This window comes from Pinibacter aurantiacus (genome assembly GCF_019130065.1).
Lineage (GTDB): Bacteria > Bacteroidota > Bacteroidia > Chitinophagales > Chitinophagaceae > Pinibacter > Pinibacter aurantiacus.
This window is the reverse complement of sequence record NZ_JAHSPG010000008.1, coordinates 120,100-136,913: the sequence shown is the minus strand read 5'-3', so window position 1 is coordinate 136,913 and position 16,814 is coordinate 120,100. Positions and strand designations below refer to the sequence as shown.

The 16,814-nt window shown below is 39.9% G+C and carries 17 protein-coding genes; 4 read left to right on the top strand and 13 right to left on the bottom strand.

Going from position 1 to position 16,814, the window contains the following annotated elements:
* Positions 1-251: 251 nt before the first annotated feature.
* A complete protein-coding gene (locus tag KTO63_RS11635) occupies positions 252-725 on the bottom strand; it encodes an Lrp/AsnC ligand binding domain-containing protein (protein WP_217791459.1) in 474 nt (157 codons plus the stop codon).
* 699 nt (positions 726-1,424) lie between these two features.
* Positions 1,425-2,399: a GTP 3',8-cyclase MoaA gene (gene moaA / locus KTO63_RS11630; RefSeq protein WP_217791458.1), complete on the bottom strand. Its 975-nt coding sequence runs from the start codon at positions 2,397-2,399 to the stop codon at positions 1,425-1,427.
* Between the two features lie 171 nt (positions 2,400-2,570).
* Here moaA and KTO63_RS11625 point away from each other — a divergent pair, with 171 nt between their 5' ends.
* Entirely contained in the window at positions 2,571-4,760 is a 2,190-nt protein-coding gene (locus tag KTO63_RS11625) for a glycoside hydrolase family 97 protein (RefSeq protein WP_217791457.1), read from the top strand.
* Between the two features lie 132 nt (positions 4,761-4,892).
* On the opposite strand, the gene KTO63_RS11620 is transcribed toward KTO63_RS11625, so the two are convergent.
* Complete coding sequence (locus tag KTO63_RS11620) at positions 4,893-5,705, bottom strand: FkbM family methyltransferase (protein WP_217791456.1); 813 nt, start codon at positions 5,703-5,705, stop codon at positions 4,893-4,895.
* A 277-nt stretch (positions 5,706-5,982) separates the two neighbouring features.
* Between KTO63_RS11620 and trmB the strand changes: the two genes are divergently transcribed.
* Genes trmB through KTO63_RS11605 form a run of 3 tightly spaced genes read left to right on the top strand, consistent with a single transcriptional unit; the run spans position 5,983 to position 7,244 of the window.
* Positions 5,983-6,693, top strand: coding sequence for a tRNA (guanosine(46)-N7)-methyltransferase TrmB (gene trmB / locus KTO63_RS11615; RefSeq protein WP_217791455.1), 711 nt, complete (start codon positions 5,983-5,985; stop codon positions 6,691-6,693).
* Complete coding sequence (locus KTO63_RS11610; protein WP_217791454.1) at positions 6,674-6,892, top strand: DUF5522 domain-containing protein; 219 nt, start codon at positions 6,674-6,676, stop codon at positions 6,890-6,892. Before trmB ends, KTO63_RS11610 begins: the two co-directional genes overlap by 20 nt.
* A complete protein-coding gene (locus tag KTO63_RS11605; RefSeq protein ID WP_217791452.1) occupies positions 6,855-7,244 on the top strand; it encodes an MGMT family protein in 390 nt (129 codons plus the stop codon). Before KTO63_RS11610 ends, KTO63_RS11605 begins: the two co-directional genes overlap by 38 nt.
* 130 nt (positions 7,245-7,374) lie before the next feature.
* On the opposite strand, the gene KTO63_RS11600 is transcribed toward KTO63_RS11605, so the two are convergent.
* The 10 genes from KTO63_RS11600 to KTO63_RS11555 all read right to left on the bottom strand — a co-directional run bounded on the left by KTO63_RS11600 (position 7,375) and on the right by KTO63_RS11555 (position 16,801).
* Complete coding sequence (locus KTO63_RS11600; protein ID WP_217791451.1) at positions 7,375-7,851, bottom strand: hypothetical protein; 477 nt, start codon at positions 7,849-7,851, stop codon at positions 7,375-7,377.
* A gap of 74 nt (positions 7,852-7,925) precedes the next feature.
* Positions 7,926-8,468 carry a DUF420 domain-containing protein gene (locus KTO63_RS11595; protein WP_217791450.1) on the bottom strand — a complete coding sequence of 181 codons (543 nt, stop codon included), beginning with the start codon at positions 8,466-8,468 and terminating at the stop codon, positions 7,926-7,928.
* 91 nt (positions 8,469-8,559) lie between these two features.
* Positions 8,560-9,183 carry an SCO family protein gene (locus tag KTO63_RS11590; protein ID WP_232373144.1) on the bottom strand — a complete coding sequence of 208 codons (624 nt, stop codon included), beginning with the start codon at positions 9,181-9,183 and terminating at the stop codon, positions 8,560-8,562.
* 305 nt (positions 9,184-9,488) lie between these two features.
* Positions 9,489-9,935 carry a cytochrome C oxidase subunit IV family protein gene (locus tag KTO63_RS11585; RefSeq protein ID WP_217791448.1) on the bottom strand — a complete coding sequence of 149 codons (447 nt, stop codon included), beginning with the start codon at positions 9,933-9,935 and terminating at the stop codon, positions 9,489-9,491.
* Between the two features lie 30 nt (positions 9,936-9,965).
* The gene (locus KTO63_RS11580) at positions 9,966-10,637 is read right to left on the bottom strand and encodes a cytochrome c oxidase subunit 3 (RefSeq protein ID WP_217791447.1); all 672 of its coding nucleotides are present in this window, start codon (positions 10,635-10,637) and stop codon (positions 9,966-9,968) included.
* 164 nt (positions 10,638-10,801) lie between these two features.
* Positions 10,802-11,380, bottom strand: a complete 579-nt coding sequence (locus tag KTO63_RS11575) for a cytochrome c oxidase subunit 3 (RefSeq protein WP_232373143.1) — start codon at positions 11,378-11,380, stop codon at positions 10,802-10,804.
* A 54-nt stretch (positions 11,381-11,434) separates the two neighbouring features.
* Positions 11,435-12,337 carry a heme o synthase gene (gene cyoE, locus KTO63_RS11570; protein WP_217791446.1) on the bottom strand — a complete coding sequence of 301 codons (903 nt, stop codon included), beginning with the start codon at positions 12,335-12,337 and terminating at the stop codon, positions 11,435-11,437.
* A 225-nt stretch (positions 12,338-12,562) separates the two neighbouring features.
* The gene (locus tag KTO63_RS11565; RefSeq protein WP_217791445.1) at positions 12,563-14,383 is read right to left on the bottom strand and encodes a cytochrome c oxidase subunit I; all 1,821 of its coding nucleotides are present in this window, start codon (positions 14,381-14,383) and stop codon (positions 12,563-12,565) included.
* Positions 14,384-14,435: 52 nt separating this feature from the next.
* Entirely contained in the window at positions 14,436-15,512 is a 1,077-nt protein-coding gene (locus KTO63_RS11560; RefSeq protein WP_232373142.1) for a cytochrome c oxidase subunit II, read from the bottom strand.
* Between the two features lie 68 nt (positions 15,513-15,580).
* Entirely contained in the window at positions 15,581-16,801 is a 1,221-nt protein-coding gene (locus KTO63_RS11555; protein WP_217791443.1) for a quinol:cytochrome C oxidoreductase, read from the bottom strand.
* Between the last annotated feature and the right edge of the window lie 13 nt (positions 16,802-16,814).

Genomic DNA, 16,814 nt, shown 5'->3' with positions numbered 1-16,814 from the left:
ATGACACGGATTAGACGGATTTACACGGATCTTTTGTTAATAACTTGAACAGCCCTTAAAAATCTTCACCTCGAGCTGCCGAAAAGTAGTTTTAAAAATTCGAAAAAAGATCAGTGTAAATCCGTCTAATCCGTGTCATCTGTGTGCCATTCTCTCAAATACAAAATGGCCGACATACCGTCGGCCATTTTACTTTTTTCGCAATGCAATCGTGTTAATATAGCATGCAGAAAAATGTTGTAGGTGGTTAACTATTTAGTTTTATACACCTGTACATTTCTGCCAAAGCTTTCATCAAGAGAGATAAATGTTTCTGTTCTTTCTATGCCTTTTATTTTTTGAAGATCATCGTGAAGAATTTGTCGAAGCTCTGTAATGTCTTTACATACTACTTCACCAAACATAGAATAGTTGCCGGTTGTGTAATTCAAACGAACGATCTGAGGAATCTTACGAAGTTCCTCCGCAACGATGTCGTACAAAGAACTCTTTTCAAGATACACACCGATGAATGCAATCACATCATAACCGAGCTGTTTTAAATCCACATTCAATTTTGTACCTTTAACTACACCTGCTTCCTGTAATTTTTTGATGCGCACGTGTATAGTACCCGCGGACACAAAAAACTTTTTACCGAGATCTGCGTATGATATTTCCGCATTTTCCATCATTTCCTGAATTATCTGATAATCCAGTTTATCAAGATTTAATTTAGTTGCCATTTTCTACATGTTTATTAAATAATATCAAATTATTACAAATATAATTACATTTTATCTAAAGTTTCAAATTTTTTATTAAATATTATACATCAAATCGAGGTTTTTATTTAATATTGCATCAGAAAGTTCTTTAACACACTGTGGGATGATGAAATTTTCGGCAGACATGCCCTCTTGTCTCGGGGGTGAGGAAAACAAGACAAATCAACGCTTTCAGCTAGACTAATTGCCTCGTGGAGGTTCGAGTCCTTCTCCTACAGCTCATTAAAATATCAAAGAAACTATTCCAATATTTGAATTTTATTTAAAAATTGCAAATCTATTGTATTCTTTGGTAAATATTGTGGGGTGATGAAATTTTTGGCAGACATACCCTCTTGTCTCGGGGGTGGGGAAGCACGGATAAACATAGCATAGAGCCGACGATACCACGCGTATGGCCGACCGGGGTTGACCACTAAAACTTTGTGCTACAGCTAACGTCCCCGTGGAGGTTCGAGTCCTCCCCCTACAGCTGCTTTTTCTCATGTTTAATTTAGGACCGCTTTGTGTCTACAAAGTAGTAGCCCTTCCCAAACGGAAGGGTTTTTTTATTCCAGGAATTAGAGTTTAGAAATTAGGAATTTGATGAGTGGTAATTTCCTGTTGAACTTCTACGCCCAACTAATTCCTACCTCCTAATTTCTAATTCCTGCCCCGCTACCCTCCTATCAGCGACATACTTTCCGGTACTTTTATTTTTGCAGAAGCCGCTGCAGTAAAACCATCCATCGGCTTGTTGTAAACGGCATTTTGAATTTCTTCTATCAGCGTTGTGTCGCTTGCACCATTGCGCATTAAGTCCCTTACATTCAAAACCTCATTGCCATACAGACAAGTTCTCAACCCACCTGTCGCTGTAATTCTTAATCTGTTGCAGGAGCCGCATAAAGTGCGTGAAAAGGCAGGAATAACGGCTATGCTGCCCATATGACCTTCCGGTTTATAATGGACCGCTATCGCATTAGCAGGATCTTGTTCCTTAAGTAGCTTGTATTTTGTTTCGATGTGGGAGATGATCCTTGTATAGTTCCATTCAATGCCTGAGTATGCATGGCCCTGACCATTAAAAGGCATTTCTTCAATGAACCGTACGCTCAGTGGTAAGGCCTTTGTAAGCTCAACAAAATCCACTATTTCATTCACATTACTCCGCATTACAACCATGTTCAGTTTTACGTTGAAATCATTGGCCAGTAATGCATGAAAGGAGTTGAGTACTTTCAGAAAGTCGTCCCTGTGTGTTAATTGCTGGAACTTATCGCGTTTAAGAGTATCCAGGCTGAGGTTCACGTTTTTTATCCCTGCAGCCATAAGATCTGCAATGTGCGAGAAAGTGAGGACGCCATTTGTAGTGATTGATAATTGTTTTACATTTTCAATGCCCCCCAGGCTTTTCAATAAGGAAGAAATGTCTTTCCGCACAAAAGGTTCACCACCTGTCACGCGAACTTTATTGACGCCATTCTCACTTAATAACGATACCAGGCGTATTATCTCCTCGTAGGTTAATAATTGCTCACGCTCCACGAACTGCTGGTTTTCCGGCATGCAATAATTGCAACGTAGATTACAGCGGTCGGTAACGGCAATTCTCAAATAATTAATATTTCTTCCAAATTTATCTATCAGCATGTCAAGCTTTTCAGCAATTATTATTGGTTGTAAAACGGAAGGATAAATATACGAAGATGGTGCGACAGGCCCTGTAAAACTTCATGAGTTCACCTGACAATCATTTCTCAAACCTTACTACGGTTTATTTAATTTTGCTCTTTAAGTTTTGTGGACTATTAAATCACTATCATGAGAAAACTGTTGTTCGTAGTTATATGGTTTGTAAGCTTTGTTACAGTTATCGAAGCGCAATCCATTAAATCTCCAAACGGGAATTTACAATTGGATTTTACGGTAAAAAATGGAGTACCCGTTTATTCACTTCTATACAAAAACAAACCCGCCGTAAAGGAAAGTAAACTTGGTTTGCAGTTAAAAGAAGACAAGAAGATCACTTTTGAAAATGCAGGCGAAGGCAAACAAAATGTCAATGCAAATGATCTGACCGGTGGCTTTGCAATTACGAAAACCGAAACAAAACAGTTTGATGAAACCTGGCAACCGGTTTGGGGCGAAGTAAAAAACATTCGTAATAATTACAACGAACTCGCAGTTACATTAACACAAGCTGCCACAGAAAGATATATCGTTGTTAGATTCAGAATCTTCAATGACGGTCTTGGTTTCCGCTACGAATTTCCTTTGCAGAAAAATCTGAACTATTTTGTTATCAGAGAAGAAAAAACACAGTTTGCTCTAAGTGGCGACGCGAAAGCGTTCTGGCTTCCCGGCGATTTTGATACACAGGAATACAGCACCGTAACTTCTAATCTCTCCGAAGTACGTGGCAAAATGAAAGATGCCGTTACTGGCAATGCTTCGCAAACAACATTCTCTCCTACCGGCGTGCAAACACCTTTAATGCTAAAAAGCCAGGATGGTCTGTACATCAATATTCACGAGGCCGCGTTGATAGATTACTCTGCCATGAACCTTAATCTTGACGACAAAAACTTTGTTCTTGAATCGTTCCTGACTCCGGATGCAAGAGGAGACAAAGGTTACATGCAAACACCGTGTCAGTCACCATGGCGCACAATTGTTGTGGGTGATAAGGCTGGAGACATTCTCGAATCGAAGCTTATTTTAAATCTTAACGATCCTACAAAATATGCAAGTACAGATTGGATCAAACCGGTTAAATATGTTGGCGTTTGGTGGGAAATGATCACCGGTAAAAGCACATGGTCGTATACAGATCTGGAAAGCGTAAAACTAGGCGTTACAGACTTTGCAAACGCAAAACCAAATGGCAAACATGGCGCTAACACTCAACATGTAAAAGAGTATATTGATTTTGCTGCAAAACACGGTTTCGATGCTGTATTGGTGGAAGGTTGGAACGTTGGCTGGGAAGACTGGTTCGGCAAAACGAAAGATTTTGTTTTTGATTTCGTTACCCCATATCCGGATTTTGATGTGCAGGAGCTTCATCGCTATGCCGAAAGCAAAGGCATTAAAATTATCATGCACCATGAAACATCAAGCTCTGTGAGGAACTATGAACGCTTTATGGATACTGCCTATAAATTCATGGTGGCAAACGGTTACAATGCTGTAAAAAGCGGCTACGTAGGCGACATCATTCCACGGGGAGAGCATCACTATGGCCAGTGGATCAACAACCATTATTTGTATGCTATCACGCAAGCAGCGAAATATAAAATCATGGTGAATGCACACGAAGCAGTTCACCCAACAGGCCTGTGCAGAACTTATCCAAACCTTATTGGCAATGAATCTGCACGTGGTACGGAATACGAATCTTTCGGAGGAAACAATCCGGACCACACCACCATCCTTCCATTTACAAGACTGATGGGCGGCCCAATGGACTACACGCCTGGTATTTTTGAAATGGATCTTAGCAAACTTAGTTCTTCCAATCATTCGCATGTAAACAGCACACTTGCCCGCCAGTTGGCATTGTATGTTACGATGTACAGTCCGTTGCAAATGGCCGCAGACCTTCCGGAAAACTATAACAGATTTTTGGACGCTTTCCAATTCATTAAAGATGTTGCCGTTGATTGGGATGATTCCAAAGTTTTGGAAGCAGAGCCGGGCGATTACATCACTTTTGCACGCAAAGCAAAAGGCAGCAACAATTGGTTCATTGGAAGCACTTGTGATGAAAATGGCCGTACATCAAACATTTCTTTCGACTATCTCGATGCGGGCAAAAAATACATTGCAACCATTTATGCAGACGCAAAAAATGCGCATTATAAGACGAATCCGCAGGCTTATACTATCCGCAAGGTAATTGTAACGAACAAATCAAAACTGAGCCAATATTGCGCTCCAGGGGGCGGTTACGCGATAAGCGTGATTGAGGCTGCAGATGCACAACAATTGAAGGGATTGAAAAATCTATAGCACTTATAGAAGTCTTTACACAAATAAGCCCGGCAAACTAGCCGGGCTTATTCATTTATTGGTCGCGCCTCTTCAACCAAGACCAACGATAGACACTATTGTCGTGAAAAAGTTGAGTTATTGTATTGTCAATTATTTGCTGAAATTAAAATCGCTCAGATTTTTGCCGGGAGGTAAACAAAATACGCTACCCCAAATTCCATCAGCAGCTGGATATCCTTTCGTTAAATCCTTAACAAGCGTAAACTCAAGATTTGCGAAAGCATCAAAACGATAAGCTGTATATCCGTGTTGTTTTAAAAAGCTTCCAACCAATCTGTCTTGTTCCGGGTTATGCAATTCAATGACCATTAAAGGATTAAAACGTTCTATGTTTTTAGAAAAGCCAAACAGCGCAGGTCCTTCTGCACCTTCAATATCTATTTTAATAAACGCAGGGCCGGGGTTTCCTTTTTCTATAAAAGCATCAAGAGATGTGACCGGCACGGTGATAGTTGCCCCATTTTTTTGATCTTCACGCACAATTGCTCCCTGTTTGTGGTGGTTACTTATATCAAACGTTTCGGTTCCTTCTTTATCAAAAACCGCAGCCTGAACATTTATGTAATTGCCAATATTATTTAGTGAAAAATTTTCAACTATCTCTTCGATGTTTCCCTCAAAAGGTTCAAAATTAAATACTTTGCCTTCGGGAAGCACTAAACCAGCCATTAATAGGCCATGTAAACCATTATTAGCTCCCAGGTCGTAAACAACATCACCTGGTTTTACCACATTTACCATTATCTTTTGCATAGCAGGTTCCCATTTCCCAATCAAAGGTGACCATAATGAATTCTCTGATAATCTGATTTTAAAGCCTTTCAAATAACCGCTTCTAATTTTTTGAATGGAGCCCAGTGGGAAGATTAGATTCTGCAGTTTTTGTTTAAAAGTCAAGCTCATAATTGTTACAATTTTAAATTTATTTTTTACAGCATCGCATTTAAAAAACTCGTTATATTAATAAAAATATTTGAACGCTGCAATTAATAGAGTGTTATGATAATATATGGTTGCATAACATTGATTTTTAATGAGGTTTCGCGCAATAAATGTAAATGGGTTACCAGAACCATGCCGCTATGTAGACTAAGCCTATTTAAGTTTATAATATGTCTTATCTGAATTACGATATCCCGGACACCTAAATTCAGGCAACTTTTCCTAATTTTGCGCCCTTATGGGCCAGAAAAAGTTGATGCGGTTCGAAGCAATAAAATCCTTCCCTAATGTATTACAATACCCCGAGGGAATGCAAGGTAAATGGAGTGAGTTCTTCAAAAACGACAATCCTTTAACACTGGAATTGGCCTGTGGCAAGGGAGAATACGTAGTTGGGCTTTCCGCATTATATCCAAATCACAATTTTATAGGCGTTGACCTGAAGGGCAACAGAATATACATTGGTGCAAAAAAATGCATTGAGCAGGGATATACGAATGCGGCGTTTCTACGCACTCATATTGACAAGATAAACAACTACTTCGCTCACGGTGAAGTAAGCGAAATATGGATCACTTTCCCCGATCCGCAATTGCGTATTTCAAGAGCCAAGAAGAGGCTAACGCACCCAAATTTTCTAAGACTTTATCAACAAGTGTTAAAACCGGGTGGTATCATACACTTAAAAACCGATTCTCCCGTTCTATATAGGTTCACTTTGCTGGTTATTGAGATGTATGGTCTTACATTGCTGGAAAAAGATGATGATGTGTACGCTAAGGAAAATGTAAAAGAGGAGCTACAGATAAAAACGCACTACGAAAAACTAGATATTGCACAAAGCAAACGTATTCATTATATTCGATTTCAATTGCCATTACAACCTCTATCCAACTTTGATAAAGAATTACTTGAACGTGTAAGAGCAAATGAAGAAGAAGCTAATTGAGGGTCTTGATTTTTATTACAATGATCAAGGCTTTATAGTACTAACCGAAAAATACCATCTGGAACGAGGACATTGCTGTGGCAACGGTTGCAGGCACTGCCCGTATGATTATGAAAATGTGCCTGAGCCCAAACGTCAGGAACTTTTAGAACAACGTAGTCATGAGCGCCAGCAACAAGAAACCATCGCCGTTAACTAAGTTATCAACCGTTCAACCTTCGGGAAAAAGGGATGATAATTTTTTTCAACAGGTATTTGATGTGGTAAGGCAAATACCCAAAGGCCGCGTTACATCGTACGGAGCCATTGCCGCCAGCCTTGGCGCAAAATCATCATCACGTCTGGTGGGTTATGCCATGAACGGCGCGGGCAGCATAAAGCCCAAAGTACCGGCACATCGTGTGGTTAACAGAAACGGCGATCTTACAGGTATGCATCACTTCTCTCCTCCCGAACGCATGCAACAACTACTGGAAAAAGAAGGCGTGAAAGTGGAAAACAATCGTGTGGTAGATTTCAAGAAAAAATTCTGGGATCCGAGTGAGCTGTAAGAGAAGGAACGCTGATTTTCAAGATTGTCATGATTTGTTATGATTTCCTTTTTGATAGCCGCGAGCATATCAAACATCCAGCGTGTATAACAGAAAGCATTCTCAATTTTCAACTCTCAACTCTCAACTCTCAACTAACGCCGCTTCCATCCAACTCCGCGACATCGTTTGCATCAAGCTTGAGCAAGAGCGCCACTTTACTTTTGAAAGGATTTTGTGCGCCAAAAGCAAATAACAAAAAAGCATACAACATCATGAATGCAAAGTTGCCAGTGACTACATAGCAAATACCACAAAACAAAGCCGGTGCCGCGAGAAATGCCCAAAATACGATAGAAGCTCCTCTATAGCCATTCATTTTTTCCTGGGCAGAAAGATCACTGCCTCTTAACTCCAATACTTTTTTCTTGTACAAACGAAATCCGATAAAGCAGTCGCCGATCGCAAACAATACCGCAATCAACTGCATGGCACGGTCGAGCTGAACATCTTGGTTGATCGTTTTCTTTGCAATCAAAACAATTGATAACACCACAATGGCAAAGCCTATCTCAGCGAGCAACAAGCCGGTGAAACTTTTCTGTAGAGATTTAAACTGGTTTTGCATACATCAAAGTGAAAATTCAAAGTAAAAAGTCAAAAATGTGGTTCTCAGATTTTTGACTTTTTACTTCTACTTTTTTAATTATAGTAAGGGCTAATCATCAAATAAACAATTACCCCGGTCACAGACACATAGAGCCAAATGGGCCATGTGATCTTAGCTATTTTTCTATGCGCGGGCCATTCAGCAACCAAAGCTCGATAAGCGGTATAAAGAATGAATGGAAGGATAACCGCGGCCAGGAAGATGTGTGTGATCAGAATAATAAAATAGAAATATCTGATGCCGCCAACGCCACCAAATTTGGTATCTCCACTTAGCAAATGGTGAGCAATATACGATACAAGAAATAGCGTTGACAAAACAATTGCCGCAAACATTATCCCTTTGTGTCTTTCGTATCTACCACTTTTCGCGGCTACTAACCCCAATATCAAGAGCACAGAAACGATAGAATTAATCACCGCGTTTATCGCCGCGAAAATGTGCACATTAAATCCAAGATTTACTTCAAGTTTTACTCTTGATAAAATAACTACTGCAGCAAATACTACGAACGACAAAATACCAATGAGCCATTTTGCTGTTCCATCATTTTTTTTAATCAGAGGTTGTAACATAGAATTAATTGAAAATTGAAAGTTGAAAGTTGAAAATGGTCGGGTTCAATACCCCGCGTTCTGCGTTAAGCCTTGTGCGCTCCGCGTTCTGCTATTTCCTAAACAAATTGCGTTTCTTTTTCTTGTCTTTTTCCAGCATCAGGAATACGATGCCTTCAGCAAGTTTTTCCATGGAAGCACTATCGAGGCCATCGTAATAGCCACGAACCACGCGGTCCTTATCCAGCAACACCATTTTTTGGGAATGTATGAAGTTTGAATCTACGCCTTCTCCATCCTGCAAGCCGAGTTTCAATTCGTTTAAGGCAAAATCGTAGATTGTTTTTTTGTTACCTGTAAGCATCCACCATACATCGTGGTTAACGCCAAAACGGTCAGCGTATCTCTTCAATTGCTCAGCGGAGTCTCTCTGCGGATCAACGGTAAAGGAAACAAATTGCACAAAAGTCGTGTCGATCATCTTTGTATCGTCTTTCAACTTCAACGAACTCTGGAGCTTCTTCATGTTCTTTGTAAGCGTAGGACAAATGCTTGGGCAATGCGTGAAGAAAAAATCTGCAACGATCACCTTGCCTTTTAAATCACTTAACGATACTGAATCTCCCAACTGATTTACCAACTTTACGTCAGCAGCTTTGTGCCAGATAGTATCGGTAATTTCTTTTCCCCCTTCTACTTTGGAGATTACACTATCGGGATAATAGCGTGGCGGCATGGGAACGGCGTTTTCACTGAAGTGATCCACTATAAAGTAACAAACGACGGGTAATAATATTGCGAGGCACAGGCCAAGTAAAGCGCTTTTATTCAAAACAAAAATTTTCAATTAAAAAATCGGTAAGCCGGAGGTGTTCTTGAAAACCGGCACAAAGGTAAGTATTTGAATAACTGAATTATTGAATAATTGACCGTCCAGAGTCGATTTTACAGTCTGTTAGCAACTATTCCACATTTCAGTTGGCTGCATAAAAAAACCACCGCTTAGAGGCGATGGTTTTGTTTATAAATACTTTCAAATAATTATTCGATAGTTCCTTCCTTTTGAGCACCATGTTCGTGTTCAACAGGAGCTTTTTTGTCATTCTGCTCAATGTGATACGGATCGTATTTGTTACGAAGGTTTTTATAAGAGTTACCATCTGCAAGGAACGCGATGATAAACCAAACAAACAGGAATAAAGGCACTACGATGGTCATGATAAGGTTTCTTATTTCATGCTTAAGGTGCATAAAGTAAGCAACGATGTAGAACGCTTTCCACAGCATCAAAGCGCAGATAAGGCCTTTAAGGAAGTGTCTGAAAAACCCTTCTGGTAAAGCAGCTTTATACATATAAAAGCCAATTGCAAGTTCTACCAATGTAATAACAGTAAGGTAGACCGTAATACGAATAACTTCTTTTGTGCCGCCACCAGCGTGTCCATGCTCCTCGTGATGATAAACTGCGGTAGTTGAATGTTGTTCCATTAAAATAAGTTTATGTTGACTTTTATATGATTAGATTAAGTAAAAACAAGTGAATACAAATACCCAAACAAGGTCTACAAAGTGCCAGTACAAACCAGCTTTTTCAATCATAAGGTAGTGACCGCGCTGGTCGAATTTTCCTTGCAATGTCATGATCAACATAATGATATTGATAATCACACCAGAGAATACGTGGAAACCGTGGAAACCTGTGATTGTAAAGAAGAAGTTTGAGAAGTTTGTTGTAGCAACAGAACCATTGTGGTTAGGAAAAGGATTGTGTCCCCACCATGCGCCTTCATGGTATAAGTGTGTCCACTCCCAAGCCTGGCAGCTTAAGAAAGCAAGACCACCAAGAATAGTGAATACAAGATATTTTGCCACTCTCTTTCTGTCCATATCCTGGCCAGCTTGTACTGCCAATACCATTGTTACAGAACTGATGATCAAGATAAATGTCATCAAACTCACGAACAGTAATGGATAACCGGCACCTAATCCAGGGAATGAATTAAACACGTGGTTAGGATCAGGCCAACTGTTGGTCGCAAAACGAATGGTACCGTAAGAAATAAGGAAAGCTCCGAATGTGAAAGCATCACTCATTAAAAAATACCACATCATGATTTTTCCATACTCCACGTTGAATGGACTTTTACCACCATTCCACCATTTTTGTACTGCTGGTACTGCTTGTGCCATGTTAGTTTTAAAATTATAAGCGCATCATCCTTTTGATAAGTAAATGATCGCTTAGTTAACAATTGAATTTTTCTTAATTAATATCTCAACTCTGTCTCATTTTATTAAAGCCATTTTCCAAGACAGATCTAATTCCTGATTTCTATTTTCTAATTCATGCTGTATTATGCTACTGCTAAAAAGAACACGAAAAGATAAAGCCACAATATGTCTACAAAATGCCAGTAAGTGCTCATCACTTCAACCGGAATAGCATCGTAGTTCTTCTTCTTTGCGCTAAATGCTTTCAGGAACATAATCAACAATGCTACCACACCGCCAAGCACGTGTAAAATATGCAATCCTGCAATGATATACAAAAACTGCCCTTCTCCTGAACCTTCGAAGGTTGTTCCACTCTTCCACAAATTTGAGAATCCAACAAACTGAAGAACTATAAACAACACGCCTAATAGAGCGGTGTAAGTCAATAGCCTTCTATATTTTGCCATGTCTCTCTGCTTAAAGTCGCGAAGAGCCATTTGCATTGTCAAACTACTCGCAAGCATAACAACTGTTGAATACCAAAACGTTTTAGGAAATTCAATTGTTATCCAGCTTTGTGCGCTTCTTTTTACAATGTAGGCACTCGTAAGACCAGCAAACATCATGATAACGCTTGCCAAGCCTACCCATAAAGTAAATTTATGAGGGTGTATCCTTTTTTTCTGCTCGCCCACTTGTTCATTCATCGCTATATTCATTGTAATATTTTTTTCAAGTTTCGAGTCGAGAGCTGTTTATAACTCACAACTTTTTTACATCTTATCTGCCAGCAACGCGAACATCACTATCGGTAGATAAATGTAGCTGCTAAACATCACTCTTCGTGCAGCTTTTACTTCCATTTCATTATATAATCTAATACTTTGAACCACCATAAATATGTTGGCTGCAAGTACGATAAACATGCTAACAAAACCGCTTACATGTGTGAAATAGGGCAACACTCCTACCGGAATTAAAAGCAAAGAATAAATGATTGCCTGTATTGCCGAGTATTTCGTTGGTCCTTCTACAGATGGAAGCAATTTAAATCCTGCATTGCTATAGTCTTTATGCGCTATCCAGGCAATTGCCCAAAAATGCGGGAACTGCCAGAAAAACTGAATGCTGAAAAGCGCCCAGCCGCCCAGGCCTATGCTATCATTACCCGCAGTCCAGCCTATCAAACAAGGCAATGCGCCAGGGACTGCACCAACCAAAACAGAAATCGCATTTACCTTTTTTAAAGGCGTATAAATAAACGCATATAAAAACAAGCTAAACGCCGCGAGTCCTGCCGACAACCAGTTGAAGAAAAAACCTAAAATGAAACAACCGGCCACTCCCGTCACAGCTGCAAATATCCAACCTTCTGTTTCAGACATTCTGCCTGAAGCAATCGGTCTGCTTGCAGTGCGTTTCATTTTTGCATCAGTGTCCTTTTCTACTACCTGGTTAATGGTATTGGCGCTGCCAGTAACTAAAAAACCGCCGATAAAAAATAAAGCTATCATCCACCAGTTGTATTCAACTACTTTGGGTGCAAGCAGATAACTTATCACCGCAGAAAATACAACCATCGTGGTCAAAGCAAATTTTACAAGGGCCTTATAGTCCTGTAGTTTTTGACCTAATGTAAAAGAGCTTGCTTTTTTCGATGTGGTTTCCTGCGACATTACGTTCTACTTTTTTTATTCAAAAAATTTGATCCGGCTCTAGGTTATCAGAACCAGAAATAAATCTTTCTACGCTTCATCTCCAGTTGGTAAGGTCATTCGGAAAAACACCGTATCAGATACCTTATTTTGATCTTTATAAAAAATACCCCGACTTAGATCGGGGCATTCATATCGATTGAATTTCTAAAAATTCTAGTTTTTATACCCCTTACTCAGTTAATCCTAGTGATGTTCACTTTCATTCGCGCTTATCGGCTCAGTCTGAGAAATGAATTCTCTTCCGTCTTTACCGTAATCATAAGCCCAGCGGTGAACTTCTGGAATTTCACCAACCCAGTTACCGTGACCTGGATGAATTGGAGTTGTCCATTCCAGTGTGTTTGAACCCCAAGGATTTTCTGATTTCACTCTTCTTCCTTTGAAAATGGAGTAGAAGAAGTTAAATACAAACAGCAATTGTACAGCAAATACGATCATTGATACGATTGAAATGAAATGGTTCAACCCACCAAACTGATTGAAAGATGCCCAGCCACTGTAATCGAGGTAACGACGAGGCATACCCGCCAGACCTTCATAGTGCATTGGCCAGAAGATCAAATAAGCACCTACGATTGTAATCCAGAAGTGGATATAACCCATAGTGTTGTTTAAATAGCGACCATACATTTTAGGGAACCAGTGGTACACACCGCAGAACATACCGAAGAATGACGCAACGCCCATTACGATGTGGAAGTGAGCAATTACAAAGTATGTATCGTGTAAGTGAATATCCAAAGATGAGTTACCTAACCAGATACCAGTCAAACCACCAGAGATGAACAAGCTCACAAAACCAATTGCAAACAACATCGCAGGTGTAAACCTGATATTACCTCTCCAAAGAGTAGTTAACCAGTTAAATACTTTGATAGCCGAAGGTACCGCAATCAACAATGTAAGCAATACGAAGAATGAACCTAAGAACGGATTCAAACCGGTTACGAACATGTGGTGAGCCCATACAAGGAACGCCAGGATAGTGATCGCGAAGATAGATCCCACCATCGCCATGTAACCAAAGATAGGTTTACGTGCGTTGGTACTCATTACTTCTGATACCATACCCATTGCAGGCAACAGGATGATGTACACCTCAGGGTGACCAAGGAACCAGAACAAGTGTTGATATAGAATTGCACTACCACCTTCGTTAGGCAATGCTTTTTGTGTAGAAGCCAGGAAGATGTCTGACAAGTAGAAGCTTGTACCCGCATGACGGTCAAACAACAACAGGATGAAACCAGACAACAATACAGGGAAAGACAATACGCCCAATACAGCAGTAAAGAACAATGCCCAAATTGTCAATGGCAGTCTTGTCATGCTCATACCTTTCGTACGCATGTTCAATATTGTAGAGATATAGTTCAAACCACCCAATAATGAAGACACTACGAACAATGCCATACTGATCAACCAAAGGTCCATACCGGTTTTAGAACCCAATGATGCGTCGCCCAATGCACTCAAAGGAGGATAAGACGTCCAACCACCACTTGCAGGACCTGTTTGAATAAACAAAGATGAAACCATTACCACACTGGAAAGAAAGAAGAACCAGTATGACAACATATTCATGAAAGGAGACGCCATATCGCGTGCACCTATCTGAAGAGGAATAAGGAAGTTTGCAAATGTACCGCTCAAACCTGCAGTCAATACGAAGAATACCAATACGGTACCGTGCATTGTTACAAGAGCATAATAAAATTCAGGCTGAATTTTACCACCCTTAGCCCAGTGACCAAGAATGTTTTCCAACCATGGGAAAGTTGCATCAGGAAAACCTAATTGCAAACGGAAAAGAACAGACATCAAACCACCAAGAATCGCCCAGATAATCCCTGTAATAAGGAATTGTTTAGCAATCATCTTGTGATCCATGCTGAAAACATATTTGCTGATAAACGTCTCATGATGATGGTGTTCACCATGTCCGTCATGATGCGCTTCGTGGGTAGATACTTCAGATCCGTGCAAGATAGCTTCGTTACTCATTGTCAAAATTCTTTAAATAGATAACTATTATACTCTAATCCTGAATTACAGTTTATTTCTTTGCTGTCGCAGCTGAGTCAGCTGCAGGCTTTGCTGATTTTGTAGAATCCGCAGCTGGCGCCGGAGTGGCAGCTGAAGGAACTTTCTCAGGGAAAGCCTGTGCATAATTTGATTTTTGTTTAGCTCTCCAAAGTATGAAATCCGATTGTGATACAACCTTAATAATTCCTTTCATCGAATAGTGTCCTTTACCACACATTTGATCACAAGAAATCTCATATTCAAAGTTAGGATTGTTCGTTTTTTGCTTCATTTCCTCTGTAGTGTACAAAGGAGTGAACCACATTGTAGTTGGTGTTCCCGGAACAGCATCCATTTTCATACGGAAGTGAGAAAGACCAACGTCGTGTACAACGTCTCTTGAATTGATCACCAATTTAACCGGCTGACCTTTTACAACATACAATGCTTCTGTAGTTACGATGTCATCGTGGGAAGCAGGATCGTCCCAAAGCAAGCCTAATTGGTTAGACTGAGCTTCGTTAATATTTTTATAGTATTTTTTACCAAATGTGTTGTCTTTGCCTGGATAGCGATAGACCCATGCAAATTGTTTACCTGTAATTTCCACAACCAATGAATCTTTTGGTGCATCACCAGTGATCTTGAACCAGTAGTACAAACCAAAACCTACAAGAATGGTAAGAGTGATGGCAGGAATAACTGTCCAGATCAACTCCAATTTGTTATTGTGTGGGAAATAGAATGCTTTACGATTCTCTTTATACTGATATTTAAATGCAAACCAGAAAAGCAATACTTGTGTAAGAACAAATACAATACCTGTAATTATCAGAGTAATGTACAGCATCTGGTCAATCTTCTGACCATGATCAGAAGCTGCTTCTCCCAAAATCTTTGGTTTCAGCAAAGCGTTACACCAGTACACACCTACTAGGCCCAATATAAGAAATGCCAACAGCAGGAAGCCGTTTATGCGGTTATTTTGTTCAAAGGTTTTCTTTTCACCCTTTAGTACAGCTACATATTCACTTGCCTTGGCTATTTGGAAAACAATTAGAAATCCTAATAACAAGACTGCTATTATAAAAAAGGCAGACATGCTCATGGTCTAATAAAATTTATACTAAGTTTCGAAATATTAAAATCAAAAATAACTCTATTTTATTCTTCAAATTAGGTGTGGTGGATAACACTTTCTTTGAAGAATGGGTCATTCTTTGCTAATAACGGTGCTTTTGCTAAAGCTCTACCTGTAGAGAACATTATGATGCCAACAAAGCCGGCAGCAACACCAAAATCAAAGAGATTCAAATCGACATGGTCTTTGAAAGGTCCAACAAATACCATTTGGTAGAAGTCAACCCAGTGACCAAAGATGATCAATACAGCCAGTATCGCAACGCTGGTGTAATTACGTTTTGCACTTCTTCTCATTAACAATAACAGCGGAACCAGGAAGTTCACTATCAGGTTAAGGAAGAAAATCCCTTTGTATACACCCTGCACGCGAGGTTTGAAGTAAACTGTTTCTTCAGGAATGTTAGCGTACCAGATCAACATATATTGGGAGAACCATAAATAAGTCCAGAAAATTGAGAACGCGAACATGAACTTACCAAGGTCATGCAAGTGCTCTTCGGTAACCACTTCAAGATATCCGCGGTTTTTAAGGAAGATCACAAATAATGCGATCAATGACATGCCGGATACAAATGAACTTGCAAATGTGTACCAGCTATACATAGTTGAATACCAATGTGCATCGATGCTCATCAACCACAACCAAGGAGTTACTGAAGCCACCGTCAAAGCGAACCATACGATAAACAATGCAGACCAGATGGTGCTTTTGAATACGTATTTTCTACCTTCTGCAACAGAAGCAAGAGGATTTTCGTCGAGGTAACGGCTCAATTGTCTCATTTTATGTCCAAGAGCTATCCACAAACCAATTGAAAGGAGCGTCCACACAATAAAGAAAGTTGGATTCAAGAAGCCAGCTTTCCCTTTCAGAATAGTATCATGCTGAACGTGATCCTTATCCAACCAATGATAAATATGATGTTGGTCACCCAACACAATACATAACAAAACGATAAGTGCGATGATGCCCAAAGGAATTACACATTTTGAAATAGCTTCCGGAACACGGCGGAAAGCCAACTGCCAACTACCCATTGCAAGAGTTGTAGCACATATAAAGAACATGCTGGCATTGGTAATCAAAAGAAAAAACACACTGTTATGTAACATAGTAGCCCAAAACCTTGCAGGCTCATGGGAACCGTACATAAAAAATCCAACTATTACAGAAACAATGCCCACCGCCATCAGTGCGAATGAAATGTTTCTAAATCTGCCGGGAATCTCGAATTGCTCTTTAAATGACGACATTCTCAAAAATTTA